The organism is Pusillimonas sp. (genome assembly GCF_029263785.1).
Lineage (GTDB): Bacteria > Pseudomonadota > Gammaproteobacteria > Burkholderiales > Burkholderiaceae_B > Pusillimonas.
In genome coordinates, this window is sequence record NZ_JAJUFE010000013.1 from 1 (window position 1) to 25,711 (window position 25,711).

The 25,711-nt window shown below is 57.1% G+C and carries 26 protein-coding genes; 20 read left to right on the forward strand and 6 right to left on the reverse strand.

Features of this window, described 5'->3' with window-relative positions:
* The first annotated feature begins 228 nt into the window (after window positions 1–228).
* Window positions 229–498, forward strand: a complete 270-nt coding sequence (locus tag Q1J88_RS05500; RefSeq protein WP_301116565.1) for a hypothetical protein — start codon at window positions 229–231, stop codon at window positions 496–498.
* A 15-nt stretch (window positions 499–513) separates the two neighbouring features.
* On the opposite strand, the gene Q1J88_RS05505 is transcribed toward Q1J88_RS05500, so the two are convergent.
* From Q1J88_RS05505 to Q1J88_RS05520, 4 genes are all read right to left on the reverse strand, one after another.
* Window positions 514–873, reverse strand: coding sequence for a hypothetical protein (locus Q1J88_RS05505; protein WP_301116566.1), 360 nt, complete (start codon window positions 871–873; stop codon window positions 514–516).
* A gap of 18 nt (window positions 874–891) precedes the next feature.
* Window positions 892–1,389, reverse strand: coding sequence for a hypothetical protein (locus tag Q1J88_RS05510; RefSeq protein WP_301116567.1), 498 nt, complete (start codon window positions 1,387–1,389; stop codon window positions 892–894).
* A gap of 152 nt (window positions 1,390–1,541) precedes the next feature.
* Entirely contained in the window at window positions 1,542–1,742 is a 201-nt protein-coding gene (locus Q1J88_RS05515) for a hypothetical protein (RefSeq protein WP_301116568.1), read from the reverse strand.
* Window positions 1,743–1,855: 113 nt separating this feature from the next.
* Window positions 1,856–2,137, reverse strand: a complete 282-nt coding sequence (locus tag Q1J88_RS05520; protein WP_301116569.1) for a hypothetical protein — start codon at window positions 2,135–2,137, stop codon at window positions 1,856–1,858.
* Between the two features lie 459 nt (window positions 2,138–2,596).
* On the opposite strand from Q1J88_RS05520, the gene Q1J88_RS05525 reads away from it, so the two are divergent.
* From Q1J88_RS05525 to Q1J88_RS05560, 8 genes are all read left to right on the forward strand, one after another.
* Entirely contained in the window at window positions 2,597–3,529 is a 933-nt protein-coding gene (locus tag Q1J88_RS05525; RefSeq protein WP_301116570.1) for a TcpQ domain-containing protein, read from the forward strand.
* Between the two features lie 122 nt (window positions 3,530–3,651).
* A complete protein-coding gene (locus Q1J88_RS05530) occupies window positions 3,652–5,172 on the forward strand; it encodes a hypothetical protein (RefSeq protein WP_301116571.1) in 1,521 nt (506 codons plus the stop codon).
* A gap of 10 nt (window positions 5,173–5,182) precedes the next feature.
* Window positions 5,183–6,481: a type 4b pilus protein PilO2 gene (pilO2, locus tag Q1J88_RS05535; protein WP_301116572.1), complete on the forward strand. Its 1,299-nt coding sequence runs from the start codon at window positions 5,183–5,185 to the stop codon at window positions 6,479–6,481.
* Window positions 6,456–7,028 (forward strand): hypothetical protein, encoded by a 573-nt coding sequence (locus Q1J88_RS05540; RefSeq protein WP_301116573.1) that lies wholly within the window; start codon window positions 6,456–6,458, stop codon window positions 7,026–7,028. Before pilO2 ends, Q1J88_RS05540 begins: the two co-directional genes overlap by 26 nt.
* Before the next feature lie 120 nt (window positions 7,029–7,148).
* Window positions 7,149–8,792: an ATPase, T2SS/T4P/T4SS family gene (locus Q1J88_RS05545; protein WP_301116574.1), complete on the forward strand. Its 1,644-nt coding sequence runs from the start codon at window positions 7,149–7,151 to the stop codon at window positions 8,790–8,792.
* The gene (locus Q1J88_RS05550) at window positions 8,789–9,916 is read left to right on the forward strand and encodes a general secretion pathway protein (protein ID WP_301116575.1); all 1,128 of its coding nucleotides are present in this window, start codon (window positions 8,789–8,791) and stop codon (window positions 9,914–9,916) included. The genes Q1J88_RS05545 and Q1J88_RS05550 overlap by 4 nt, the downstream gene beginning before the upstream one ends.
* 35 nt (window positions 9,917–9,951) lie before the next feature.
* On the forward strand, window positions 9,952–10,524 hold the full coding sequence (locus Q1J88_RS05555) for a type 4 pilus major pilin (RefSeq protein WP_301116576.1): 573 nt from the start codon (window positions 9,952–9,954) through the stop codon (window positions 10,522–10,524).
* Between the two features lie 18 nt (window positions 10,525–10,542).
* Window positions 10,543–11,556 (forward strand): hypothetical protein, encoded by a 1,014-nt coding sequence (locus tag Q1J88_RS05560; RefSeq protein WP_301116577.1) that lies wholly within the window; start codon window positions 10,543–10,545, stop codon window positions 11,554–11,556.
* A 12-nt stretch (window positions 11,557–11,568) separates the two neighbouring features.
* Here Q1J88_RS05560 and Q1J88_RS05565 read toward each other — a convergent pair whose 3' ends face one another.
* The gene (locus Q1J88_RS05565) at window positions 11,569–12,774 is read right to left on the reverse strand and encodes a urate hydroxylase PuuD (protein ID WP_301116578.1); all 1,206 of its coding nucleotides are present in this window, start codon (window positions 12,772–12,774) and stop codon (window positions 11,569–11,571) included.
* A gap of 59 nt (window positions 12,775–12,833) precedes the next feature.
* Complete coding sequence (gene uraH, locus Q1J88_RS05570; RefSeq protein WP_301116579.1) at window positions 12,834–13,187, reverse strand: hydroxyisourate hydrolase; 354 nt, start codon at window positions 13,185–13,187, stop codon at window positions 12,834–12,836.
* 211 nt (window positions 13,188–13,398) lie between these two features.
* Here uraH and Q1J88_RS05575 point away from each other — a divergent pair, with 211 nt between their 5' ends.
* From Q1J88_RS05575 to rpsP, 11 genes are all read left to right on the forward strand, one after another.
* Window positions 13,399–14,163 (forward strand): GntR family transcriptional regulator, encoded by a 765-nt coding sequence (locus tag Q1J88_RS05575; RefSeq protein WP_301116580.1) that lies wholly within the window; start codon window positions 13,399–13,401, stop codon window positions 14,161–14,163.
* Complete coding sequence (gene puuE, locus Q1J88_RS05580) at window positions 14,160–15,104, forward strand: allantoinase PuuE (protein WP_301116581.1); 945 nt, start codon at window positions 14,160–14,162, stop codon at window positions 15,102–15,104. Before Q1J88_RS05575 ends, puuE begins: the two co-directional genes overlap by 4 nt.
* Window positions 15,101–15,628 carry a 2-oxo-4-hydroxy-4-carboxy-5-ureidoimidazoline decarboxylase gene (gene uraD, locus Q1J88_RS05585; protein ID WP_301116582.1) on the forward strand — a complete coding sequence of 176 codons (528 nt, stop codon included), beginning with the start codon at window positions 15,101–15,103 and terminating at the stop codon, window positions 15,626–15,628. The genes puuE and uraD overlap by 4 nt, the downstream gene beginning before the upstream one ends.
* Before the next feature lie 29 nt (window positions 15,629–15,657).
* Window positions 15,658–16,707, forward strand: coding sequence for an allantoicase (gene alc, locus Q1J88_RS05590; RefSeq protein ID WP_301116583.1), 1,050 nt, complete (start codon window positions 15,658–15,660; stop codon window positions 16,705–16,707).
* A 30-nt stretch (window positions 16,708–16,737) separates the two neighbouring features.
* Entirely contained in the window at window positions 16,738–17,277 is a 540-nt protein-coding gene (locus tag Q1J88_RS05595; protein ID WP_301116584.1) for an ureidoglycolate lyase, read from the forward strand.
* Window positions 17,278–17,429: 152 nt separating this feature from the next.
* Window positions 17,430–18,878: a xanthine dehydrogenase small subunit gene (gene xdhA / locus Q1J88_RS05600; protein WP_301116585.1), complete on the forward strand. Its 1,449-nt coding sequence runs from the start codon at window positions 17,430–17,432 to the stop codon at window positions 18,876–18,878.
* 58 nt (window positions 18,879–18,936) lie between these two features.
* Window positions 18,937–21,324, forward strand: a complete 2,388-nt coding sequence (gene xdhB, locus Q1J88_RS05605; RefSeq protein ID WP_301116586.1) for a xanthine dehydrogenase molybdopterin binding subunit — start codon at window positions 18,937–18,939, stop codon at window positions 21,322–21,324.
* Window positions 21,321–22,361 carry a xanthine dehydrogenase accessory protein XdhC gene (gene xdhC / locus Q1J88_RS05610; RefSeq protein ID WP_301116587.1) on the forward strand — a complete coding sequence of 347 codons (1,041 nt, stop codon included), beginning with the start codon at window positions 21,321–21,323 and terminating at the stop codon, window positions 22,359–22,361. Before xdhB ends, xdhC begins: the two co-directional genes overlap by 4 nt.
* Before the next feature lie 74 nt (window positions 22,362–22,435).
* Window positions 22,436–25,060, forward strand: coding sequence for an alanine--tRNA ligase (gene alaS, locus Q1J88_RS05615; RefSeq protein ID WP_301116589.1), 2,625 nt, complete (start codon window positions 22,436–22,438; stop codon window positions 25,058–25,060).
* Between the two features lie 2 nt (window positions 25,061–25,062).
* Window positions 25,063–25,311 carry a sulfurtransferase TusA family protein gene (locus Q1J88_RS05620; protein WP_301116590.1) on the forward strand — a complete coding sequence of 83 codons (249 nt, stop codon included), beginning with the start codon at window positions 25,063–25,065 and terminating at the stop codon, window positions 25,309–25,311.
* Between the two features lie 142 nt (window positions 25,312–25,453).
* Window positions 25,454–25,708: a 30S ribosomal protein S16 gene (rpsP, locus tag Q1J88_RS05625; RefSeq protein ID WP_301116591.1), complete on the forward strand. Its 255-nt coding sequence runs from the start codon at window positions 25,454–25,456 to the stop codon at window positions 25,706–25,708.
* Window positions 25,709–25,711: the final 3 nt, after the last annotated feature.

Sequence of the window (25,711 nt, forward strand, 5' to 3'; positions counted from 1 at the left end):
CAGGGAGTTCTATTTTTTGCCAGGTATTCGTGACTGCCACCGCATCGGGTGCGCTTGTGCAAGCTTACCTCAGGCGCGGGTATGAGGTGACCCTGTAACGAACAGGCTCGCAAGACCCCTCTATAGGGTTTACATCGACTACACCTTCACAAGAATTTGGACAGTCGCTAAGCTTGCCCCGACTGCACTTTTTACTTGTTCAGGAAACTCTGGTCGGCGTAAATAAAAATGACGTACGGTGATTTTATAAAGCGGTTGAACAAGGGAATCGAAGGCTGGATAAAAGGATATTTTGAGGAAGGTGATGGCTGCCTTCTTTATCTCAGCCGGGACGACACCATATACGTGCCTGCGATGTACGTCGAAAGGCGCGAGCAAGAGCTGCTGGAGTTTCTACGCGACGCGATTCGCGAAGGGGTTGTGGGCCGGCATGCTGTCGCTGTCGCAGACAACAGGCTGGCGCTATTGCCTTGCTCTCGGGAGAAGGCCGGAACCTAGCCCGCAGCTTTACGATCAGTTGACGCTTCGGGTGGCTTGCAACTGCGATTGCATTTCCAGAATAAGCGCTTCCAGTTCGGGCGAAGTTTGTAAAGCCAGCACCGGTGTTGCCTGACCGTCGCCCGTGTCAGGTTCCAGCTTCAAGGTAATGCTTTGGCCTTCGAAGGCTTTAGGGTTGGCTTGAATCTGCACGTACTGATTCAGCAGCCTGTCAACCGCTTTTTGGGCCTCAAAGAGCTGAGTGGAAACGGGAGAGTCAGCATGTAGCTTGAACTGCTGCTCGATAGTTTTGGCGAGATCCCAGCTGAAAAACAGCAGCGCGTTCTGGCCATGACATTCGGGGTGCAGAAAGCCCCAAGATTCTGGTTTCGACAAGATTTGTGCCTGAAGTGACTAGGGTTTGGTGCGCTTACGGATGTTTTTACCATCGTAGGCATAGACGTCTATTTTATCCGGCTTTTGCTTACTGGGAGTTTGTACCAGGAATGTATTGCCCTTGACGGTTACCTTTATTTGTTCCGAGCACGAACCAAAAACCGGCGAGAGCGTATAACCGTCTTTTTGCAGGACGATCCACCGATACGAAACCGGACAGTTTTCGTCGCCCGTATGAATTGACACCAGGGCGATTTGGGATGAAGGCAGGCTGAACGCATACGGTATGTTCAACAGGCCCTGCACTTCGGGCGTGACGTCGGCATCATTGAAGCGAAGTCGCGATTCGTAGATGTATTCGTTATTTGTGACTTGAAGCGTGCCGTAGGGCGTATCGAGCGCCAGCCGCGAGGGGGCAGAAGGCCAGTCTGTGGATGCACCCGCTGCATGGCTCAGGGTCATGCCGAACGTGAGGAGCAGCAGTAGAAACTGTCGTGTCGGAGTGTGGCGACGCATAGCATTCTGTGACAGTGAAAGCCGCCAGATTTTCTATAAGGAAAGTGGCAGGCCAGGACAAGCGCAGCGCAACCGGGCACTGAATGTAAAGTCCTTTACATTCTATTCTATTTGTTGCGGCGATTGAAGTCCGATCAGAGGTTTAAAAACGCTCAGCCACTTGATATTGCCAAATACAGTGCAGCGCCCAGCAAAAGAGCGAAATAGACGGTGATGCCCGCCAGTAAGCTTTGAATGGCAATGCGTTTTTTGTCTCGCCAGCTAAGTGGCAACTGCGTCATATGGCGGCGTGTCGCCCACCAGAAGGTGAACGCCATGGTCAGCATGCTAAGTACGATGAAACCGATTTTCATGGCGAATATTGTAACGGCGGCCCATACGGGCCGGTATCCGCATCGCCGGGTTTCATCTGCAGCACTGCGAGAAGGTAAGGCACGGGCGCCGAGGGCCCGTGCCGGGGATGAAATCAGTATATGGGCGTACGGGTAATGGACACGCGCAGTTCGTTAAGCGCCTGAGCCGCTTGGCTGTCGAGTTCTTTTTGGGCAATCGCCGTGCTTAGTCTGGTTTCAAGGCCCGCGCAATAGCGCGCTCGGGCAGGTTCGGGAAGGTCGTTCAGTTCTTCGATGAATGATGCTGCGAATTCATCGCCCAAGCCGGTCAGGTCGGCAAAGTTGACCTCGCCTGACTCATATTGACGGGTGATCTTGAGTGCGCGGGCCCAGTACTGCTCAATGAGTTCGTTCATGACTAGTCTCCTGAGTAGATGCCGTTTTCGACGGATGGATCGCGTCTGTCGCCTTGCGACAGACCTATCGTATCGAGCTGGCAGTGTAGTTATTGTGGTGCCGGTGCCATGCAGGTCGTGATGCTGCCTGGTCGGGTTAAAAGGCCTGGGTGTAGGCCGGAAGAAAGGTTTTGGGGCGATGCCGCCTGCTTGTCATAGGTACCTTTCGTGCGTACCGTAGGTTACCAGAGCCTGCATGAATTTGGTGTGACAAATTGAATATGGTCCTGCGCGAGCTCCCCTGAATTTGAAGTGCTTTCTTAAGTCCTGTCGTTAACCTGTTGAGAATTAATACACGCTGGATACTTTCAGGGGAGCAGGCAGATGCGATAAATTTCGCCGTGCGTATATCTCAGTCTGGCGAGGCGCGTGTTGTGTTGCGAACATCGGCTCCATGTCAACCGACGGGTCTACGGGACGATGATGACGCTACCTATCTTGCGAAGCTGTGTACTGGGATTATGCGCCGCTTCAGTATCGGGATGTGCAAGCCTGCCCGACTGGTCTTTGTTCGATCCCTTGCGAACGGACTCCGGCTCTTTCGCCTCCAGATACGACTTCGCCTGGAGATTGACGGGCGATCCACGAGTCGGGCCAATACAGGTTTTTGACGATGGTCGCAGTACCTGGCTGCAGTTCGGATCCGATCAAACAGTACCTGCCATCTTCGCCCGTACTGATGCCGGAGATCATCTGCTTACTCCTCAAAGGTCTGCAGCCTACGTGATCGTGGACGGAGTATGGCCATTATTGGTCCTGCGAATTGGTGAGCTTGAAAGCCAGGCACGTCGACTCGGACCGGAAGCAGAAGTGCCGGGCGGGGCGCCGGCCGATAAGCCCGCGTTGGCGAGGGATGTTGAAGTCATATCGCTTAAGGACGGCGCCGAGCCCGAGTCCGCAACGGCACTTAAGGCTGATTCCACACTTTCGCAGCCTGAGGCACCTGCTTTCCCAACCGAGACACCAGCTTACCCGGTCGAGGCGGTTGCTTTCTCAACCGAGACACCAGCTTTCCCAGCCGAGGCAGTTGCTTTCCCGTTGCCACCGTCCTTCAGATCCCCGCCGCTTTATCGCGTTTCGCCGGATGACGGGAACATCCGAACTGCGCTGGCACGTTGGGCACGGTCAGCCGGGTGGACATTCGAGGCAGAGCACTGGGCGGTAGAGGTGGATATTCCTATTGCAGGATCAGCCGAGTTCGACCTGCAGTTTGACGAGGCTGTTCAAGAGTTGCTTGCTTCAACTGAGCTCTCGGAACGTCCCCTGCAACCATGTTTCTATGCAAACAAGGTGCTTCGGGTGGTGTCTTACGCGCAAAGCTGCGACCCCACTGCAACCCGGGAGCATGCCTGATGTGCCGGCGCAAAGTAAAGGCCAGGTCCTGGTCCCGCATTCAACTGTCTGAAGCAAGGCGCACGCGTGCAGCGCGCTTTGCCTCGATCGGGGGTGCTCTCGCACTGTTGACCGGATGTGCCTTGCAACAGAAGCTGCGCGAGATCGGTCTGTCAGCCGAGGCAGTGCATGCACAGGTAGCCGAAGAGCGCCGTCTTTTTTCAGACTCCATCAGCAACGAGAAACTGCGGCGTGCAGCCCGGCACGTCAATCGTCCGTGGCTGGCAGGGCCGGCCCAGCCACTTGCTCGCGAGGTATCCCTTCCGCCCGCTTTGCGAGCGGATGTGCGCACGACGATGGTGTTCCCGGGGGCTGCACTTGATCTTTCCGCTATCGCTCAACGCATTACCTTGGCGACGGGCATTCCTGTCCATGTTCGGCCCGATGCCCTATTGCCTCAAGAGCGCTTTGCACCCCGGCTGGGCGGTGGCACAGCGTTCTCGGCAACAGCCCCCTCGGCCATGACGCTGGCTGGTGAGCCCGGGCCCCTGAGCACCTTGCTGGACCGGATTTCGGCCACACTTGGTGTGCGCTGGCGATACGCTGACCGCCGAATTGAGTTCTACCGGACTGAAACACGCTTGTTCAATGTCCGCGCCCTGACGCTCAACGCTGATGCAGAAGCGGCTCTTGGTGCCGCAAACGACACTTCAGGTCAGGGATTCTCCAGTGCTTCGAAGACCCGCCTGAGCGGAGGCAAGACAGCGCTGATGGAAGTCGTACGTCAGCGTATCGAACCATTCCTGTCGCAGGCGGGCATCGTTGTCGCCGAACCGGGCGCAAGTTCCATGGTAGTGGTTACTGATACACCCGACGTGCTGAAGCAGATTGCCCGATATCTCGAGCACGAGAATCGTTCTCTAACGCGGCGTGTGCGTCTGATTGTCGATGAAATTACGCTGGCAACCCACGAGTCCGGTGAGGCGGGTCTGGACTGGAATCTGGTTTTTTCCAGCGCGAAACTTGCTGCGTCTGCATTCATGCCCGGCAGCGGTATTGAACAAGCTGGCGGCTTTGCGCTGGGGCTGCAACAAGGCTCTTTCTCGGGTTCAGACGTGATCGTGCAGGCCCTGGGCCGGGCCGGGCGCATCGTCCGACGAAGCAGTCTGCCGGTTCTTACCCTTAATCGCAGGCCGGTGTCGCACGCCGTGCGTACAACCTTTTCGTATATCGATCAGGTGCAAACAACAGCTTTGCCGGATGGTGCCGGAGCCGCCCTGCCTACCGTATCCGTCAGTCAACGGGAAGAAACAGTGGGTTCCCTGCTTACGCTGGTTCCTGACGCCCAGGAAGACGGGCAAATCCTGCTTTCTGTCGCGTATGACAATACGGTGGCTCAGCCACTGAAGTCCATCACCTTCGGGGACAAGGCAAATCCCCTGCAGCTTCAGCAGGTCACCATCGATGGCAACGGTACTGTTCAGCAAGTTGCACTCCGGCCTGGCCAGCCGTTAGTGATCTCTGGCTTCGAGCGTCGTCAGGAAGAAACCGAAGGACGTCGCCTCAATCCCGGTTTTCCGATGCTGCTTGGCGGCAACGATCGTGCATCCAGTCAGTTCCTGACCACCATCATGGTGGTCACGGCGCAACTCGAAGAGGGCTGAAGGAGGCGGAATGCGACACTTGCTTACCTTGCCTGTTCAGGACATCCAGCTGGTCTTTGGCCTGGAATGGCGACCCTTGATCAGCGGAAAGGCGGCCAGCACGGCACGTCGCATTGCGCGACAACGGCGGGCGACCCACTTGGTGATGGACGGAGAATCGCCGGCATCGTTTGCGTTCGGGACGCCTGTACTGGCTGGCGAAAATCGCGGCCGTCCCTTGCATTCTGCGGCGCAGATTCTTGCGCGAATGGTTCCCAACGGCAGTATTGCTTGTATCTTGCCGGTGGCCTCTGGTTCATACTGGCTGGTGGCAGTGCATGAAGCTGCGGTGATGTCCCGCTCTGATCTCGTGTTCCATTCAGAGCAACAGGCACGCGACGCATACGAAAACCTGCGTGAATCCCACCCTCGACTGGCACTTCTTGATCCAGAACAAATCGGCCTGACCCTCGCGTCGCTTGCTACCGCTTCCGATCATGGTACAGCCTTGCGAGACACCGGGTTGCGCCGCAGTCGTCGTCTCTCGGCTTTGTTCTCCTTCTTGGTGCTTGGCGCGGCCTGTGTGATGGCATACCGTACATGGTTCGTCCCGGAGGAAGCGGTCGACGTTTCCCAGGTAGCGAGCACGGAAATCCGCGAACAGTGGCGAGTGGCGGTCAGCGAAGTCGAGCACAGCATTGCGCTTCACGGTGTTGCAGCTACGCATGCGGTCTTGAGCCAGGTTTATCAGATTCCGGTACGCCTATCGGGCTGGGCTCTCGCGCGTGTCGAGTGTCGCGCACAAGGCCCCTTGTGGCGCTGCCTTGCCGACCTGGATCGACGCCATCCGCATGCAAACAGCAAGGGGCTCATGAGCCGTGCGCCGGAGGGCTGGACACTGTCATTTCCGTCGATAGAAAAGGCAAGCGCCACGTGGGAGTTTCACACGTCCGTTCAAACCGCAGCTACTCAGCGTCTATTTTCACCGCAACAAAACAAGCGGCATCTTCTTAGCGCCCTGCAAGGAATACGGATGGCGTTCAATCGCATGGAACTGGGTAGCGACGTCCCAATCGCCACACGTACGCCTCTCGACAACGCAGGCCGGGCCTTGCCGTCTCCGCAGGGCTTGCCGCGGTATACACGAAGGCCGGTCCATATCGAAGGTCCACTGCGTTCATTGAGCTTGCTGCTTCCGTACACCCAATCGATTGGGTGGCGGAGTTTCAGCCTGGTTGTCGGTCACCCCACGATCCCGACGTCTGCAACCAGCCGGCTGCGTGTAACGCTACATGGAGAGCTTTATGAGCAGCTTGAAGTCGACACATGAATGCATGGGAACTGTCCATGCATCGCGGTCCAGTTTCTTGATGCGTGCCATTTCCCGGGCATTGATGTGGATGGCGACTTGCTTTGCTTGTGCAGGTTGGGCGGCCTCGCCTGCCGATGAAAAAATGGAAACACCCGTCGTCGCCTCAAACACGCCGGCCATCGACTCCAGCGAAGGCGATGGTTTGCTTGCCGATCAATTGTCCGTGCGTGAACTGATGCGCTGGGAAACGTCACAGGCGCTCAAGCGGCTGAGGGCAGATCGGGAATCACTTTCTGCGGGAACAGAGCGTCACACGCACCGGGCCGCTCCAGACCTTAACGCTGCCAGCCTGATTGCAATCTATGGAGTAGGGCGCAAGCTGATGGCTGAAGTTCGTATCGATGGCGCGTCCTTGTTGTTCATGCGCGGTCGGACAAATGCAGTCGGACCGGGAAAATCTCATCGCATGCGGCTGTTAAGTCTTACCGAGCGGTGTGTCGAAATTGCCATTGGCGATCAGCAGCGTGTCCTGTGTGCGAATGCGCAACTGCCGACTGGGGGCTGAAGTATGGATAGCTTGCAGACTCGTCGAAACGCAAACCGATGGACAAGTGGTTCTGCCTGCAACGCCAATTTCGATGTTACGACTGTACCCGTGTTCGAATGCTTGGATGATTTGCTCAATATGAGTTCGCCCATCATCAGGCCGCTCGGTCGCGAGCTCGACGTGCAGGGCCTGACAGCCCGTCTTTGCCCCGTTCAGCTGCAGGACGGTACCGTTGCCATCTTGTCATTGGCCGAGCATGTCGACGGAGATCAGGCTGAGGCTTTGGCTGCCCATGTGTTGCAGCATGGTTACCGGCTGGCTCAGCCTCAACGATATATCTTGCCAGCCCCGTTGTTGCTCGCCGTGGCGCGCGGTCAGATGCACCCGAACCATGACCAGGTCGGCAAAGAACCCGTCTCTTCAAGTACAGCCTTATCTGATGCATTCCAGGAAATGGTGGAATGGGGTGTGCGGTTCGGTGCCAGCGATTTGCATATCAATATTCATCTTCGAGAGGCCGAGTCTGAAGTCCGGTTTACCTTGTCCGGACGCTATGTCGCACCAGACCGCTTTCAGGGCATACCCACGCGTACGCTTCTGGACATGTTGTCCGTCATCTGGATGGATATTCGCGGTGGCAATGGGGCGGTGTTTGATACGTTTACCGAGCAGCAGGGCAGCTTTGTTCGAATGGTGGATGGAAAGCCGGTGCTGCTACGGTGGGCATCAATGGCTGCCGAACGTGGGCCAAGTGTCTGCTTGCGATTGCTGCCCCGCGAAGCTGGCCTGGACATGCCAACGCTTGACGAGCTGGGCTATCTGCCGCATCAATGCGAAATCATAGAATCTGCGCTGGCGACGCACGGAGGCGCCATCATCTTTTCCGGTGCCGTAGGTTCGGGAAAATCCACCAGTCTCGCCGCGTTGATGTCCGCTGTGCCGACGGACAGAAAAATAGTCACCCTCGAGGATCCGGTCGAATACCTGATCCCCAATGCGGTTCAAAACTCTCTGGTGCGAACCCTGCGCGAAACCGCACACGATGATTACGGCGCAAAGTTGCGCACACTTAAACGCTCGGCGATGAATGATGTGCTGCTTGGCGAGATTCGTGATCGAGAAACCGGACGCGCCTTTCTGGATCTTGCCGGTTCCGGCGTAAGTGTATACACGACTACCCACGCCCCTTCTGCGGCTCTTGTCGGCGACAGGCTGGCTTCTGACTTCATTGGGGTACCTCGTGATTTCCTGGCGACTCCCGGCGTGCTCAAGCTCATCGTACATCAGGCGCTTTTGCCGCAATTGTGCGCCAACTGCTGTTTGACCCTCGAAGAGATGGCTGGAGTTGAATGCGCGCCATCGGGCGCCGGGTCGTGGGCGCGCTGGCTCGAATGGCTATGGCAAATGTACGGCATCGATCGCGACTGTTTGCGTATGCGCAGGCCCGGCGGCTGCCAAGTATGCCAAAAGACCGGCTCGCTTGAACTGGCCGGATATATGGGGCGAACAGTTGTCGCCGAATATCTTGAGCCGGCCTATGACCACGACTTATTGCAATCGATAGGCCGCGGCGAAAGTCTTGAATATCTTTCAAGGCCTGCAGCAAGGTCATGCGATATTCATCGACCGGAGTCGATGTCCTCCATCGTTCAATGCGCCATGTACAAGGCGTCCCGAGGCCTGCTGGATGTGCGCGACGTGGAACGCGCTTTCATGCCGTTGTCCGTGCAATACCGGAGGCGCGGTCTGGCAAGCCGATGGGGTGATGGGGCTGCCGCATGATGCACGCATGGTTTGTGCGCGTGGCCGCAATATTCCAAACACTTCTTGTCTACTGGGACAAGCGCTCGTTTCGTTCGGTCCGCGCCGATTATTTCGATTATTTGTCGGCGTCGATCAAGGGTGCGCGGGGTCGGCACTCGCTGCGCGATATTTTTGACAAGGATGCTCATCGTTATGCGACTCAGCCCCGCGGCCGTCTCGCAGCATCCTGGAGCCAGACTTACCAGGAATCCGGGGGCGATCTGTATGCAACCTGGTCTGGATGTGTCCCTGCAAGCGAGCTTGCGCTCGTGCGAGTCGCACAGTTGGCGGGGAATGACGCCTTGGTCGACACTTTACGCGATCTGGCACATGTCGCCGGCCTTAGCCATAAGGCAGGATATATCTTGCGCAGCACAGTATGGTCGGCGTTGCTGTCCTTATTGATCTTGTGTGGCATGGTCTTGGCCATTCCTGCAGTGACGGTACCCAGATTGGCGGGTTTGTTTGACTCGTTGCCGCCGGAGTATTTCGGTTCGTGGACCCGTGCTCTTTTTTCATTTTCGACGATGGTAGAAGCAGTCTGGCTGCCTGTCCTCATCTTGACCGCCGGCGTTGCATTTTTGGTTTGCTGGTCCATGGCGAATCTGACAGGGCCGTTCAGAAGATTTCTGGATCGCTGGTTTCTGTGGCGCATATATCGATCCCTTGGCGCGCTGGGATTCATGTCTTTCCTGAAGGTGATGCTGCAGCATCGTGAATCAGGTTCCACTCAGTTGCGGACCGCGCTGACGATGCTTGGTGCTGGAGCCTCACCCTGGCTGAGGGACCACCTGGACGAAATGGTCAATCGAATCGATCACGGCTTTGTCGGAGCAGACACGTTCGATACCGGCCTGCTGGAGCGTGAGCTCTACTGGTATCTGCAGGACATGATCGATGCGCGTGGCCTGGCCGGTGGTGTGGGCTTGCTGTGCGAACGCCTTGACGAGCGCGTGCTGCCCCAGGTGGAACGGCAGGCTCAGACCTTGCGCTGGTCTTTGCTGCTGGCCTGTGTGGCTGGCATGTTGATGCTTGGTTTATGGCACTACGCCACTATTGACGAGTTGCGCCGGTCGATGATGATTTTTTACGCGAGCCGCTGAGATGGGCACGTCTAATTTTTACCAAGGAGATATCCATGAGCACATTCAATCAATCTGCGGATCGCCAGAAGGGCTTTTCACTGGTGGAAGTGTCCATGGTCACAGCCATCGTGCTGCTGTTGGCCATCATCGGGATTCCCGCCATTGGGAGCTATGTTGTAGAGAACAAGGTGCCGAGGGCGGGCGAAGAGCTTGCCCGATTTATTCTTCAAACCAAGGTCAATGCCCCCAACGGAAGCGCTCAGCCCTTTGCTGGAATCAGCACGGCTCATTTCGCTGCTCTGGTGCGTGATTCGAGCATCTTTTCTGTCGTGGGAACGGAGGCTGCTCAAAAGGTATTTCACGGCTTGGGCACAGAAGGCGAGGTAACCGTTCAGCCCGTCAGTGCAGGTGCAGCGTTTTCGATCGGAATGTCACGCGTCCATCACGCCGCGTGCCCGTCTCTGGCGTCTATTTTGCAACGGGTGTCGAATACCATCTCGCTCACGCCGGCAGGGGGCGGTGCCACGGTGGTCAAGGACTCCCTCACGCCTTATAGCGCCCTAATGGTGGAATCGCGGTGTGCTCGCGGTGATGCCAATGATTTTCTGTTCACCATCAGCCACTAGGTCGGACGTTCAATCAAAATGGACAATGTTGCTGCTCGGGGCTTTGCACTTCTGGAACTGACAATAGCGGTGCTGATCGCTACCCTGCTGGTGGTATTTGCAGCCGACCGGGTCAGACAGAAGGTAAACGAAAATGCTGCTGAAAATCACGCTGTCTGGATGACTGCTGTTCGTCAGGCGACGGTGCGTTACCTCGAGCATCATGTGGCGTCGCTTGCCGAGCAGGGTAGTGCGCCAGCGATTCACGGATATCTGGATCCGTATGCGCCTACGGTTGCCGAGCTGAGGTTGAATGGGATGTTGTCGCCAGGCTTCCCTCTGCACGGATCCTGGGGGACCTCAGCAGGCATACGCGTTGTCGCAAGCAACCATTGTCCCTCCGATAGCTGCAGATTGGAGGCGCTGATTTATAGTGACCACCCCCTGGGCAAGGACGCGCAACATTCTCATGATCCGTCGTTGATTGCACACTGGTTGATTTCCACTGCCGGACATGGTGGCGCGGTCCTCAATGACAGCCCTTCCGTTATTGGAGGTGCAGGGTTCTCTTTCCCCAATCCACCGGATGAGCACGTTGCCACGCTGCCTGTCGGAACCGTCGCCATGGCAATCACAGCCGAACAAATGAATCAGCTTGCCTATCTCAAGGTCAGGGATCAACGAGATCCGCAGCTGCAAGGACCGGCCACTATTGCAGGTGATATCAGCGCCGGCGCAACATTGCGAGTAAGCGAACATCTGCAGATCGGCACGGTGGCCCTGGCACAGACCTCATGCGCAACCGAGGGTGCAATCGTGCAGGAAGCGAATGGTGGTTTGCTGATTTGTCGGATGGCGCAATGGGTCAGTGCAGGGGGAAGAGGAGGAGGCGGCTATTCGATGAACAGTTTGACCGGCTGTTCGTCAGCAGGCCTTAACCCGGTTACAGGTACTTGCTCGTGCCCCTCGGGCTATGGGCCGGTGAGAATTGCCGACAGTACCTCGGCGGTACCTGCCGAGGGCAGGACCCGAGGATACCTGTGTGTCGGTTGACTGGATTGCATTCTAGCGCCCAGGCCAGGCAGCAATGGCATTTCGCTCTTCTGGCGTCATCTTCGTAAGGTTGCCCAGCGGCATATAGTTATTGGCGATGACCTGTTTGATAAGGTCTGGTTGAGCCAGCACCTGCTGCTCGGTTTCGAGGGCCATGCCCGCTGGCGCAGCGGCAAACCCGGGCTGGGTGGGTTTGGCGGCGTGACACTGTACACAGCGTGCTTCCATTATTTGCATAACCTGGGCGGTGGTGACTCCTGGAGAATCTTCGCTGCGGTCAACCGGGCCTGATTTCGGTGCCGCCAGAAATGCGATGACCACCAGCAGTATCACGCCAACGATGGGATAGACCGGCTTGTTCAGGCCGCTATGACGCAAAACGAAGTATTGCCGAATGGCGGCCCCCGAAATGATGAACAGGCTGAGGATGATCCAGGCATTTGGTCCGCTATAAATGAACGAGTAGTGATTGCTAAGCATCAACAGCACTACCGGTAAAGTGAAATAGGTGTTGTGTACCGAGCGCTGCTTGCCACGCTTTCCGTCAAGGGCATTGGGTTCCTGGCCTACCTTCAGGGCCGCAACCATGCGGCGTTGCCCCGGGATGATCCAGAAGAACACATTGGCCGACATGCAGGTAGCCATGACCGCACCAGTAATAAGAAACGCGGCACGGCCCGGGAAGATCTGGCAGGCCAGATACGAGACGATGATCATCATCACGGCGACTGCCACGCTGAGTATTCCGTCGTGATCCATATTTGGACTGATCCGGCGACAGAGCTGATCGTAGACTATCCAGCCCACGAGCAAGAATGCGACCGCAATGACACCGGCTTGCCAGCCATCTAGTGCGGCAACCCACGCCCAGTCGGCACCCGGGTTGACCAGATAGAACGTAGGTTTGCTGAGGTAAAGCGTGGCAAAAATTGCGAAACCGCTCAGCCAGGTTGTATAGGCCTTCCAGAAGGCCCAGTGCAGGTCCTTGGGCAGTTCGGATGGAGAGGTGAGGAATTTTTGATTGTGGTAGAAGCCTCCGCCATGAACCGCCCACATCTCGCCGAAAACACCGCGCTTGCGGTCTTGCTCGGATTGGGGCGGACGCAGGCTGTTGTCGAGCATGACGAAATAAATTGACTCGCCGATCCAGGCAATGGCGGCCACGACGTGCAGCCAACGCAGCAGCAGGTTGCCGAATTCCAAGAGGTACGCTTCCATGTGTCTAGTTTCCTTGTGCCGAGCGACGAGTACTTAGCCAGGTGCCGCAAGTTGAATAGTTAGCTGCCACGGTAGGTGGAGTATGACCACGGGGTGACGACGAGAGGTACGTGATAGTTCTGCCCCGCATCAGCGACACCAAAATTGATCGTGACCTGATCGAGAAACGCGGGGTCGGGCAGGGCGACACCTTTGGATGCGAAGTAGGCCCCTACGTGAAACACCAGCTCGTAGCGACCGGGCTTGAGTTCGCTGCCTTGCAGCAGGGGTTCATCGCAGCGGCCGTCGGTGTTTGTCTGTGTCTGTTTGACGAGTACTCGTGCAGCGCCCTGGCCTGTGTACAGATCCAGCTGTACGCCAACTGCGGGTTTGCCATGCATGGTATCGAGTACGTGCGTGGAAAGCTTTCCCATGTTGTCTCCGGTGGGGCCCCTGAGCCGAGCCTTGATTCTTATGAGTAGAAACCCGAGGTCTCTATGGATTGTCAACAATTTGTGTTGACGATTCTGTTTTACCTACCAATAATTGTCAATAGCGGTTTGCCCACAATCTGCTTTGCAACCTGGCTAAATGATCCGGCCCTTGCAGGCAGCTGGGCCGATTTTCGCCTCATGCGGAGACTTTATGCTTTGTTTGGACCAACATGCCGATTCCGGTAGCGACATCGCCGCGCCACGTGCGTCTTCACTACTGGAAGGCGGCCGGGGCGGCAGCGAGGTCGATCGCGTCCACGCCGAGATTTTCGACGCAGTCATGGATCGTCGTCTACTGCCCGGTGCCAAGCTGACCGAGTCCGCCCTGTGCGAAATATTCTCGTGCTCACGAGCCACTGTCCGGGCTGCACTGGCCCAGTTGGCACACGACAAGCTGGTGGTGCTAAGGCCGAATCGAGGTGCCTTCGTCTGGCGCCCCAGTCAGGCTGAAATGCGAGATGTCTTCGAATTGCGGCGCGATATTGAATGTCTTCTGATTGACAAGCTCATCGCATTGCCAGATTTGCCGGCACGCCTTAAACCCCTGCGAGATATGGTCCGCCACGAGCGGCAAGCATTCGAGCACGGCGATCGCATCAGCTGGCTCAGGCTCTCGAATGCGTTTCATGTGAAGCTGGCCCAGCTTGCCGGCAACGATCTGTTGACTGAACTCATGCACAGTCTGTGCTCACGGACGACCCTCATCATTGCCTATCGCGACACCCCCGCAGGCAGCACCTGCTCGTATGCAGAACACGAGCAGATCCTCGATTTGCTCGAAGCGGCCGATCGCGAAGGCGCGCGACAAGCCATGTCGCACCATTTAAGTGATTGTGAAGAACGCATGCTGGAAGCGCAGCCCGGTAGGGTCGACCCGTGGTCTGCCTTCAGCGTCAAGCTCAAGGAGCATCCATGAACGACATCTATCCTCGCGATCTGATCGGTTATGGACGTAAGCCGCCATTTGCCGACTGGCCCGGCCAATCAAGGGTGGCGGTGCAGTTCGTGCTGAACTACGAAGAGGGAGGCGAGCGCTGCGTCTTGCATGGCGACGACGGATCCGAGCAGTTTTTGTCGGAGATCATCGGCGCGGCCGAATACCCCGATCGTCATCTGTCGATGGAATCCATCTACGAATACGGTTCCCGGGTGGGGGTGTGGCGCATTCTCAATGAATTCGATCGACGCAAGCTGCCGCTAACCGTGTTCGGGATAGGAATGGCGCTCGAGCGTAATCCGGACGTCGCGCGGGCGATGGTCGAGATGGGCCATGAAATTGCAGCTCATGGGTACCGCTGGATTCATTACCAATCCGTGCCGGCCGATATCGAAAGAGATCATATGCAGCGTTGCCTCGAGACGATCAGGAATGTCACGGGTGTAACGCCTCTTGGCTGGTACACCGGTCGAGACAGCCCCAATACCCGCCGTCTTGTGGTAGAGCAAGGCTGCTTTTTGTACGACTCCGATTACTACGGCGACGACCTGCCTTTCTGGACAACGATTCAAACTTCCGACGGAGCTTCCAGGCCACACCTGATCGTTCCGTATACGCTCGATTGCAATGACATGCGGTTTGCCACGCCTCAGGGTTTCAATACCGGTGACCATTTCTTCACCTATCTGAAGGATGCGTTCGATGTGCTGTATGCCGAAGGTGAAGCCACCCCCAAGATGATGTCCATCGGCCTGCACTGTCGACTTATTGGGCGCCCGGGACGCTTCGCCGCCCTGCAGCGTTTTCTGGACTACGTGCAAGGTCACGAGCGTGTCTGGATATGTCGTCGCATTGATATCGCTCGTCACTGGATCGAGCGGCATCCGTATCAGGCCAAAGCGGCCGAGGGAACAACATGAGCAACCGTGTAACGCTTGACCAACTCAATACCATGCCCGTCGATCAGTTCGTCGGCGTGCTGGGCGGAATTTTTGAACACTCACCATGGGTTGCCGAGCAGGTAGCGGGCATGCGTCCGTTTCAGGGTATCGATGACCTGCACCAGGCCATGGTGGACCGCATTGTCGACGCCGGACAAGAGGCTCAGTTGGCTTTGATTCGAGCTCATCCCGAGCTGGCGGGTAAAGCGGCGATTCGCGGTGAGCTGACACCGGAATCCACTTCCGAACAGCGCGGAGCGGGTCTTGACCAGTGTTCGCCCGACGAATATAGCGAGCTGACGGCGTTGAACCAGGCCTACCGCGAAAAATTCGGGTTCCCGTTCATCCTTGCGGTGCGGGGTCATGACAGACGTAGCATCATCGAACAATTTCGGCGTCGACTGGCCCTGACACCAGCAGAGGAAATCACGGAATGCCTCGAGCAAATATACAAGATCGGGCGTTTTCGCCTCGATGACCTCATCAGCACGTCCAACGGTTGAACGTGCTCATTTTTCTGGAGTGACTTTTCATGGCTGCACCCAATTTGCCCGTCGGAACCGTCATCAATGCACCACCTGTCGCCGAGCCGCCTGAATTTGCGGTTCGCCACGCCAATCTGGCCTCAGCCGACTTCGGTGCGCGTGTCGTGTCGTGTTCAGATGAGTTCTTTGGCGCTGCCGAGCGCATGTTGCAATCGTCCGATTCCATTTTCATTGTTGGAAAATTCGACGACCACGGGAAGTGGGTCGATGGCTGGGAAACGCAACGTCGGCGTAACGGAGGCCACGACCACGCGGTCGTCAGGCTTGGTCTTCCGGGCGTCATTCGCGGCTTTGACATCGATACCAGCCATTTCACCGGTAATTTTCCACCGGCGGCATCCGTTCAGGCCTGTTACTGTGCCGACGGGGCCGACCCTGCAGAAGATGCCGTCTGGACAGACATACTTCCGGCCACGTCCTTGTCCGGCGGTTCGCACCATTTCCTGCCCGTTCAGGACGACCGTCCCTGGACGCACGTACGCCTGCACATTTATCCTGATGGTGGCGTCGCCCGCTTTCGTGTGTTTGGGCAACCGCTCTGTGACTGGCATTCAAAAGATCCGGACGCGTTGTACGAAGTCTCGGCGCTGGCGTCGGGCGGACGCATTGTGAGCTACAGCGATGCGCATTTTGGAACCCCGTTTCGACTGATCATGCCCGGCCGCGGTGTCAACATGGGAGACGGATGGGAAACCCGGCGCCGACGCGATCCGGGCTTTGACTGGTGTGTAATCGAGCTGGGTCACGCTGCGATCGTCGAGAAAATTGAAGTCGACACCGCGCATTTCAAGGGCAACTATCCAGACAAGGTTTCCATCCAGGCAGCACGAGTCGAGCAGGGTACCGATCAGTCAATCACGACTCAGGCCATGTTCTGGCCGGAGCTGCTGGGTGAACAAAAGACCGAAATGCACAAGCAGCACTATTACACCGGTGACCAGATCAACGCGCTCGGACCGGTCACACATGTCAGGGTCAATATGTTCCCAGATGGCGGGATCAGCCGGGTGCGTATCTGGGGTCGTCTGGCCCGTTAAGCGAGCAATGCTGGATTTTGTGGAGTCTGAATGTCAATTCTCAAGCTTGAACGTCTGACCAGAGAGTCTTTCGCGCCTTTCGGTGATGTCATCGAGATAGGCAACCGCGACTGGTTCCCCATCAACGGGGGAACCACGCGCCGTTACCATGATCAGGCTCGTGTGCAAGTGACAGGCGATGATGGTCAGGGTGGCATCAGCATGGCCAGGGGAGATGCGTTCGAGTTTCCACTTTCCATCAACATGCTCGAAAGACATCCGTTAGGCAGTCAGGCGTGGATTCCCGTGAATGGCACCCCGTTTATCGCCGTCGTGGCACCAAACGGGGTCAATGACCTTCCTGATGAAACTGGAATCCGCGCCTTTTACGTCGAAGGTGTGCAAGGGGTCAATTATCACCAGGGCACCTGGCACCACCCCTTGATGTCGCTTGGCCGCACAGGCGATTTCATCGTCATTGACCGTATCGGCACAGCTCCAAATTGTGATGAGCGCACCCTTCAGCAGCCACGTATCGTGGATGGCAGTTTCGAAGTGGGTAGCGCAGACATATCGCTATCGGGGCCCTGAGCCAGATAGCCAAACTCCAGACGACGTGCTGTGGCGGTTTGCGCAGTTTCGAAGTCTGTCTGCTTAGGTTTATAGTGTCCCTATGGGACGGACATAAAAAGTAAAAGAATGAGCCGGCTGCATCTGATGCCGCCGCCGGCTACGGAGGCAACATGAACGTTCGACGTGTCATTCGCTTTTATCTCAACGGCGAGCTTTGCGAAGTCGCTCCCGGGTCGCCCACGCAAACTGTGCTGCAGTATTTGCGTGAAGATCGTAAATTGATCGGCACCAAGGAGGGTTGCGGCGAAGGCGACTGCGGAGCCTGCACGATTACCGAGGCGGTGCTCCGGCCCAACGGCCAGGTCCACTTCCAGGCGGTCAATTCCTGCATCCGGTTTTTACCTACTCTTGATGGAAAGGCTATCTGGACTGTCGAGGGGCTCGAGCAAAACGGTGCATTGCACCCGGTTCAACAGGCCATGGTCGATTATCACGGGTCGCAATGTGGCTTTTGCACGCCCGGCTTCATTATGTCCATGTACACCATGTACCAGAACGGCAAGCGTCGTCCGGTGCGCGAAGAGGTGCTGGATGCGCTGTCGGGAAACCTGTGCCGGTGTACCGGTTACCGACCGATCATCGACGCAGCGTGCAATATGGGCAAGTACGATCCGGTTTCGGTCGAGCACGAACAACTTCGAAAGCAGCTGCAAGGCTTGCGTGAACGTTCCGAGGGCATGCTGGCCTTCGAAGCTGCAGGCAAGGCCTATTTCGCGCCGACCACCGCCGACGAACTGGCAGAGCTCTTCCATCGCCATCCCGATGCTGTCGTACTTGCCGGCGGAACCGATGTGGGACTATGGGTAACCAAGCAACTGAAGGACCTTCCGGTCGTTATTTATCTGGGTGATGTGCACGAACTCGACTACATCGATTCGCGCGATGGTTACCTGCATATTGGCGCGGCGGTATCCTTGAATGCCGGTTACGAAGCCATTACCGGGCAGTACCCCGAAGTTCGCGAGCTCTGGAAGCGATTCGCTTCGACCCCGATCCGCAACTCCGGCACTCTGGTAGGCAATCTCGCGAACGGCTCGCCTATTGGCGATACTGCTCCGCTACTGATTGCGGTGGGTTCCACCGTGGTATTGCGCAAAGGCTCGCGTCGCCGCGAATTGCCTTTGGAAGACCTGTATCTCGACTACCGCAAGCAAGATCGCGAACCTGGCGAACTCGTCGAAAGTGTAAAAGTGCCTTTGCGCGATCCCCACTGCCTGGTGGCGAGTTACAAGCTCTCGAAACGTGTCGACCAGGATATTTCGGCGGTATGCAGTGCCTATGCCATCAAGCTCGACGGTAACAAGATTGCGTCGGTGCGCATCGCTCACGGAGGCATGGCAGCAACTTCAAGGCGCGCGTACCAGGCCGAGCAGGCCCTGCTCGGGCGCGAATGGTCCGAGGCCACTGTCGCTGCGGCCATGCAGGCGCTTGACGAAGACTACAAACCCATGACCGATATGCGGGCGTCGGATGAGTATCGCCGTACCTCGGCACGCAACTTGTTGTATCGCTTCTATCTCGAAAGCATCGGTCAGGCGAACGTCCGAATTGCTGTTTAGTTCTGTAGAAGGGCGTCGATTTTTTGTATTGGCAGCCCACCGTCCCATAGGAGACGTCATGAACACCAAAACATATCAAACCGTGGGGCAATCGCTAGTCCATGAAAGTGCGCGATTGCATGTGACGGGTCAGGCGCAATATACCGACGACCTCCCCGAGCAACACGGAACCCTGCACGCAGCGCTGGGGTTGTCCCGACGCGCCCACGCCAAAATTGTCTCCATGGATCTGTCCAAGGCGCGTGAGGCCCCGGGTGTGGTCGCAGTTGTGTGCCTGGATGATGTGCCCGGCGAAAAATACCTGGGGCCCTTCCTGCACGATGAGCCGGTTTTTGCCGACGGGGTGGTGCAATATGTGGGCCAGCCCTTGTTTGCGGTAGCAGCCACTTCTCACGAGGCGGCGCGTCGTGCTGCACTTTTGGCCCAAATTGAGTACGAAGATCTCGAACCCGTCCTGACGGCCGATGAGGGTGCACAGCGCGAATCATATGTATTGCCACCGGTACGTATCTCTCGCGGCGACGTGCCCGGTGAACTTGAGCGAAGTCCTCATCGCCATCAGGGATACCTGTATTGCGGCGGGCAAGAGCAGTTTTATCTCGAAGGGCAAATTGCTTATGCGCAGCCCGGCGAGGACGGCGAGATGCTGGTATTAAGCTCCACTCAGCACCCCTCTGAAATGCAAAGCATGATCTCGCATGTGCTTGGGCAGCCATTTCACACTGTTCGCGTGCAATGCCGCCGCATGGGAGGCGGCTTCGGAGGCAAGGAAAGCCAGTCATGGCCGTTCGCCGTGTCAGCCGCCTTGCTGGCCTGGCGGACAGGCAAGCCCGTCAAGTTGCGGTGCGACCGGGACGACGACTTCATGATCACGGGCAAGCGGCACGACTTTTCGGCCGATTATGACGTTGCCTACGATGATCAGGGGGTGATCACTGCCGTGGCGTTTCAGCAGCGCTTGCGTTGTGGGTATTCGGCCGACCTTTCAGGCGCGGTGGCTGATCGCCAGGTGTTCCATAGCGACAATGCCTATTACCTGCCCACCTTCGACATTCATTCATTGCGGGTAAAAACCAATACGCAGTCCAACACGGCTTTCCGCGGGTTTGGTGGTCCACAGGGAATCCTGTGTATCGAGTACGTGCTGGACGACATTGCCCGTCGTTTGGGCGTTGACGCGCTTGACGTGCGCAAGCGCAACTTCTATGGGCGTGACGAACGCAACGTAACGCCCTATGAAATGCTGATCGAAGACAACGTTATTCACGAGCTGGTCGATCAGCTTGAACAAAGCAGTGAGTACCGTCGTCGCCGCGAAGAAATCCGCCAGTTCAACGCGACAAGCAAAGTGTTGAAAAGAGGCCTTGCGCTTGTTCCCGTCAAGTTCGGCATTTCGTTCACTGCTACACATCTGAACCAGGCGGGGGCGCTGGTTCATGTCTATACCGATGGCTCCATCCTGGTTAACCATGGTGGTACAGAAATGGGTCAGGGGCTCAATACCAAGGTCGCCCAGGTGGTCGCAGAAGAGTTCGGAGTCGACATCAGCCAGGTTCGGGCGTCGGGCACCGATACTTCCAAGGTCGCAAACACCTCTGCTACCGCGGCATCCACGGGAACCGACTTGAATGGCAAGGCGGCGCAGGACGCATGTCGCAAGATCAAGGCTGCGCTGGTGGCCTACGCCTCAGACCAATTCGGGTGCGATGCCGAAGAAGTACGGTTCCGCGATGGCCAGGTCTACTGCGGCGAACGTGTCATGAGCTTCCGCGACTTCGTTCAGAAGGCCTACATGGCGCGAGTTGTGCTTTGGTCGTCGGGTTTCTACAAAACCCCCAAGATACATTACGATTTCAAGACCCTTACCGGCCGCCCGTTTTACTACTTTGTCTATGCTGCTGCCTGCTCGGAGGTCGTTGTCGATACCTTGACGGGTGAAAGCAAGCTGCTTCGTGCCGATATTCTTTATGATGCCGGCCGGCCCATCAACCCAGCTGTTGATCTGGGCCAGATCGAAGGTGGGTTCATACAGGGCATGGGATGGCTTACCACCGAAGAGCTATGGTGGGACGATGCCGGCGCACTCAAAACGCATGCCCCGTCCACGTACAAGATTCCGTCCATCTCAGATTGTCCCGAACAGCTCAATATTCAGTTCTTCGACAACGGAAACACCGAGAACAACATCTATCAGTCCAAGGCGATGGGCGAGCCGCCCCTGCCGTTGGCTATCTCGGTATTTCTGGCCATACGGGATGCCATCGCCTCTGTCGCGGATGGCAAGGTTGACATTCCCCTGAATGCGCCTGCGACCGCCGAGCAAGTATTGAGAGTACTCGACCATGTTGCACCAGACCGCTTTTTGTCGGCCTCGGGCACGACGGCGGCCGACCCTGCCGAGGCGGTTGCCCTGACGACAGAGTCCGAGGGTGGGGCGGGACAATGAGTCAGATGTTGGCCCCATCGGCTCAGCGCGTTCACGGTCGCTGGGTGGAAGCCGCCTTGCGTTGCATTGGCGGTGGGGGTTCCATGGTACTGATCACTGTCATACGCTCGTTGGGTTCGACGCCGCGCGACGCGGGTACGCGCATGTGGGTAAGCAGTGGTGGCGCACATGCCACCATAGGTGGAGGCCATCTCGAGCTGCAAGCCATAGATACGGCTCGCGCCATGTTGGAAGATGCTTCATCGCCGGCCGTGTACGTGCGTCACTACTCGCTGGGGCCGAGCCTTGGACAATGTTGCGGAGGCGCCGTATGGCTGGCTTTCGAAAAGCTTGATCGAAACGATATTGACTGGTGCGAAAAATACCAGTCGCTGCTTGATAGCGGAGCCAGCGTGCGTCGAACGCGGCGACTCTCACCTGACTCATCAGCCAGTCCCACGCTCTTTAAAGATGCCACGTCTTCGGCGCGCCACATTTCACTCGAAGCCCTGGACGCCAGGGCGGTGACCCAGCCCGACGCCAGTTGGAAGGAAGCCTCTGGTGAGCTTGTCGACATTACACCAGGAGACGCACCGCTGGTTGTCGTATGCGGGGCGGGTCACGTCGGCAAGGCTTTGGTCCGGGTGTTGGCCGAACTACCGGTCAGAGTGGCCTGGCTCGATCCCCGCGAAGACGAATGGCCGTCCGACCTTCCCGATAATGTGCAATGCGTCAATGGGGGCGCAGACGAAGTTCCGGATTTTCCGGATGATGCATATTGGCTGGTGCTGACGCACAGTCATGCTCTTGACCTTGAGATACTCGAGCAGGTACTGCGACATAAATCATTCTCGTACCTTGGCTTGATTGGCTCAAAAACCAAGTCGGCCAAGTTCAGATCGCGCTTGCTGCGCAAGTTTCCCGAATCATTGGTCGACCGAGTTACCTGTCCTATTGGAGTCGTCGAGACGTCCAGCAAGGTGCCAGGTGTGATTGCCGTGTCGGTCGCTGCACAGCTGGTCGGGCTGTTCGAAACAGCAGGTGCCGGCAAGCCCTGAGCCGCTGTGGGCACTTTACGCGCAACAACCTCTATAATCATTGGTTACCTCTTTATTCTGCGCGTTGTGCCCCGATGAAAACCACCGAGATCCGTCAGAAATTCCTGTCTTTTTTTGAGTCGAAAGGCCACACGGTCGTACCGTCGTCGTCGTTGATTCCAGCTAACGATCCGACCCTGCTGTTCACTAATGCAGGCATGGTGCAGTTCAAGGATGTTTTCACTGGCAAAGACAGCCGGTCGTATCAGCGGGCGGTCAGCTCGCAACGATGCGTTCGCGCAGGCGGCAAGCACAACGACCTAGAAAACGTGGGTTACACCGCCCGGCACCACACTTTCTTCGAGATGCTCGGAAACTTCAGCTTCGGAGACTATTTCAAGCGCGAGGCCATTGCCTATTCGTGGGAACTCCTTACCGAGGTATATGGCCTGCCCGCCGAAAAGCTGTGGATTACGGTGTATCAGGAAGATGACGAGGCCTACGATATCTGGCTGAACGAAATCAAGGTGCCTGCCGAGCGCATCATTCGCATCGGCGACAACAAAGGTGGGCGTTACGCCTCTGATAATTTCTGGCAGATGGCAGACACGGGGCCATGCGGTCCCTGTTCCGAGATTTTTTACGATCACGGCCCCCAGATCTGGGGCGGGCCTCCCGGGTCACCCGAAGAGGACGGAGATCGCTACATCGAGATCTGGAACCTCGTGTTCATGCAATTCGAGCGCGATGCACAGGGCAATATGCTGCCCTTGCCAAAGCCTTGTGTCGATACCGGCATGGGCCTTGAGCGCATCGCTGCCGTGTTGCAGCATGTGCATTCCAACTACGAAATTGACCTTTTCCAGGCTCTTATTTCAGCTGCAGCGCGAGAAACCCGCACTGCCGATTTGAGCAATAACTCCCTCAAGGTAATTGCCGATCACATCCGCGCCTGCGGGTTTCTGGTTGTTGACGGTGTCATACCCAGCAACGAAGGTCGGGGTTATGTCTTGCGCCGAATCGTGCGTCGGGCCTTGCGTCATGGTCACAAGCTGGGGCAGACCAAGCCTTTCTTCCACCGTCTGGTCAAGGATCTGGTCGAGCAGATGGGGGACGCCTATCCCGAGCTGGTCGCCAATCAGGCTAGGGTCGAACAGGTGCTGCGCCAGGAAGAAGAGCGTTTCAGTGAAACGCTTGAAAACGGCATGAAGATCCTTGAATCCGCCTTGGCTGGCTTGAGCGAGGGAAGCCAACTGGATGGCCAGACGCTGTTTACCCTGTATGACACATACGGGTTCCCGGTCGACCTCACCGCCGACATCTGCCGCGAACGCAATGTCGAAGTGGATCTGGCCGGGTTTGACGTTGCCATGTCCCGCCAGCGCGAGCAGGCCAGGGCGGCGGGCAAGTTCAAGGCGGCCGGCGGCCTGAGTTATCAGGGCGTAGACACCCGCTTCGAAGGATATGAACAGCTTCAGGGGCAGGGGAACATCACTGCCATCTACGTGGATGGCACGTCGGTCGACCGTATTGACGCCGGCGCCGAAGCCATCATTGTCCTGGACGCCACGCCGTTCTATGCCGAGTCGGGCGGCCAGGTGGGAGACGCGGGTGTGCTTGAATCGGGCGATGCGCGATTCGAGGTTTCGGACACGCAGAAGGTTCAGGCCAATGTGTTTGGACACCATGGCACTCTGGCCTCAGGAAGCCTTCAGGTCGGTCAGACCATTCAGGCGTCGGTAGATGCTGAGCGCCGTGCGCGCACAATACGCAATCATTCGGCGACTCACTTGATGCACAAGGCCTTGCGCCAGGTGCTGGGTGGTCACGTGCAGCAGCGCGGATCATTGGTAGACGCCGATAAGACACGATTCGACTTTGCTCACGACGCTCCTGTTACTGCAGCGCAAATCAAGGAGATAGAGCGTATCGTCAACGACGAGATTCTGCAGAACCACCCGGTTCAGGTGAATCACATGTCGTACGACGAAGCCGTAGCGGGTGGTGCCGTTGCATTGTTCGATGAAAAGTACGGTGATGTGGTCCGCGTGCTGGATATTGGTTCTTCTCGAGAGCTGTGTGGGGGTACCCACGTGGCTCGCACCGGAGACATCGGGCTGTTCAAGATTGTCTCCGAGGGTGGCGTTGCAGCGGGTGTACGGCGCATCGAAGCCGTGACGGGTGTCAACGCGTTGAACTGGGTCCAGGAAACCCAGGCTACCCTGAATCATGCCGCTTCCTTGCTCAAGACGCAGCCCGCTGACCTTGCCGACCGAATTCAGCAGTTGCAGTCGCAGCTGAAGTCTCTTGAGCGAGACCTCGATCAGGCCAAGAGCAAGCTCGCGACCTCGGCAGGCAACGATCTGGCGGGGCAGGCAGTTGCCTTGCCGGGTGATTCCCGACTGCTTGTAGCCAATATCGACGGGGCCGACCCCAAAGCCCTGCGCGGCATGGCCGATCAGCTTAAGGATAAACTCAAATCGGCAGTGGTCTTGTTGGCCACCGAGGCCGAAGGCAAGATCAGCCTGGTTGCTGGGGTCACATCTGATCTGACAGGAAAGGTCAAGGCGGGCGAGCTGGTGGGTATGGTTGCTGGTCAGGTAGGCGGTAAGGGCGGTGGACGCCCTGACATGGCGATGGGTGGTGGTTCTGACGTCGCTGCGTTGCCAGGAGCCATTGCTCAGGTGCATGATTGGGTGCTTGCCCGTCTACAGGGGTAAACATGGCAGATACCACTACGCATCCGGAATTCGACCTCGAAGTCGATGCCTCGGGTCTGAAATGTCCGTTGCCGATATTGCGGGCAAAGAAAGCCCTGGCGCAACTCCAAAGCGGTCAGGTGCTGCGGGTTATCACTACAGATCCTAATGCCATCCGCGATTTTCAGGCGTTTTCCAGACAGACGGGCAATGGCTTGCAGGCCCAAATAGAAAGTGGCGAAACGACAATTCATTATCTGTCGCGTCGCTAGGTGTTGTTGTCTGGCTGCTCAAGCCACGTGCGCTTGCGCAGGTGCAGCATTATCCTTGGGAGATTTGCGTCTTTAGTTTGCTTAGCAAGCCTTAAAGATGCTAGAATCTATTGTTTTTCACATCATTTTCAAAGGATTACCTATGGTGGTGATTCGTTTAGCCCGTGGTGGCTCGAAGAAGCGTCCGTTTTACAATGTTGTAGCAGCCGATTCGCGCGATCGTCGTGATGGCCGTTTTATCGAGCGCCTGGGTTTTTATAACCCGGTAGCCAGCGAAGGCCAGGAAAATCTGCGCCTGGCTCTGGATCGAGTCGAGTACTGGAGGGGCAATGGTGCCCAGATGTCCCCGGCCGTGACGCGTTTGGTCAAAGAATACTCCGCCAAGGCAGCTGCCTGATAG

What these genes read in the sequence shown, in the direction of transcription:
- Q1J88_RS05550 (WP_301116575.1), top strand. Translation starts at nt 8,789, where the DNA reads ATGATGCACGCATGGTTTGTGCGCGTGGCCGCAATATTCCAAACACTT.
- alaS (WP_301116589.1), top strand. Translation starts at nt 22,436, where the DNA reads ATGAAAACCACCGAGATCCGTCAGAAATTCCTGTCTTTTTTTGAGTCG.
- Q1J88_RS05555 (WP_301116576.1), top strand. Translation starts at nt 9,952, where the DNA reads ATGAGCACATTCAATCAATCTGCGGATCGCCAGAAGGGCTTTTCACTG.
- Q1J88_RS05595 (WP_301116584.1), top strand. Translation starts at nt 16,738, where the DNA reads ATGTCAATTCTCAAGCTTGAACGTCTGACCAGAGAGTCTTTCGCGCCT.
- Q1J88_RS05560 (WP_301116577.1), top strand. Translation starts at nt 10,543, where the DNA reads ATGGACAATGTTGCTGCTCGGGGCTTTGCACTTCTGGAACTGACAATA.
- xdhC (WP_301116587.1), top strand. Translation starts at nt 21,321, where the DNA reads ATGAGTCAGATGTTGGCCCCATCGGCTCAGCGCGTTCACGGTCGCTGG.
- Q1J88_RS05520 (WP_301116569.1), bottom strand. Translation starts at nt 2,137, where the DNA reads ATGAACGAACTCATTGAGCAGTACTGGGCCCGCGCACTCAAGATCACC.
- uraD (WP_301116582.1), top strand. Translation starts at nt 15,101, where the DNA reads ATGAGCAACCGTGTAACGCTTGACCAACTCAATACCATGCCCGTCGAT.
- Q1J88_RS05500 (WP_301116565.1), top strand. Translation starts at nt 229, where the DNA reads ATGACGTACGGTGATTTTATAAAGCGGTTGAACAAGGGAATCGAAGGC.
- Q1J88_RS05545 (WP_301116574.1), top strand. Translation starts at nt 7,149, where the DNA reads ATGAGTTCGCCCATCATCAGGCCGCTCGGTCGCGAGCTCGACGTGCAG.
- Q1J88_RS05510 (WP_301116567.1), bottom strand. Translation starts at nt 1,389, where the DNA reads ATGCGTCGCCACACTCCGACACGACAGTTTCTACTGCTGCTCCTCACG.
- Q1J88_RS05540 (WP_301116573.1), top strand. Translation starts at nt 6,456, where the DNA reads ATGAGCAGCTTGAAGTCGACACATGAATGCATGGGAACTGTCCATGCA.
- Q1J88_RS05565 (WP_301116578.1), bottom strand. Translation starts at nt 12,774, where the DNA reads ATGGAAGCGTACCTCTTGGAATTCGGCAACCTGCTGCTGCGTTGGCTG.
- Q1J88_RS05525 (WP_301116570.1), top strand. Translation starts at nt 2,597, where the DNA reads ATGATGACGCTACCTATCTTGCGAAGCTGTGTACTGGGATTATGCGCC.
- rpsP (WP_301116591.1), top strand. Translation starts at nt 25,454, where the DNA reads ATGGTGGTGATTCGTTTAGCCCGTGGTGGCTCGAAGAAGCGTCCGTTT.
- Q1J88_RS05575 (WP_301116580.1), top strand. Translation starts at nt 13,399, where the DNA reads ATGCTTTGTTTGGACCAACATGCCGATTCCGGTAGCGACATCGCCGCG.
- alc (WP_301116583.1), top strand. Translation starts at nt 15,658, where the DNA reads ATGGCTGCACCCAATTTGCCCGTCGGAACCGTCATCAATGCACCACCT.
- xdhB (WP_301116586.1), top strand. Translation starts at nt 18,937, where the DNA reads ATGAACACCAAAACATATCAAACCGTGGGGCAATCGCTAGTCCATGAA.
- Q1J88_RS05620 (WP_301116590.1), top strand. Translation starts at nt 25,063, where the DNA reads ATGGCAGATACCACTACGCATCCGGAATTCGACCTCGAAGTCGATGCC.
- Q1J88_RS05515 (WP_301116568.1), bottom strand. Translation starts at nt 1,742, where the DNA reads ATGAAAATCGGTTTCATCGTACTTAGCATGCTGACCATGGCGTTCACC.
- xdhA (WP_301116585.1), top strand. Translation starts at nt 17,430, where the DNA reads ATGAACGTTCGACGTGTCATTCGCTTTTATCTCAACGGCGAGCTTTGC.
- uraH (WP_301116579.1), bottom strand. Translation starts at nt 13,187, where the DNA reads ATGGGAAAGCTTTCCACGCACGTACTCGATACCATGCATGGCAAACCC.
- puuE (WP_301116581.1), top strand. Translation starts at nt 14,160, where the DNA reads ATGAACGACATCTATCCTCGCGATCTGATCGGTTATGGACGTAAGCCG.
- pilO2 (WP_301116572.1), top strand. Translation starts at nt 5,183, where the DNA reads ATGCGACACTTGCTTACCTTGCCTGTTCAGGACATCCAGCTGGTCTTT.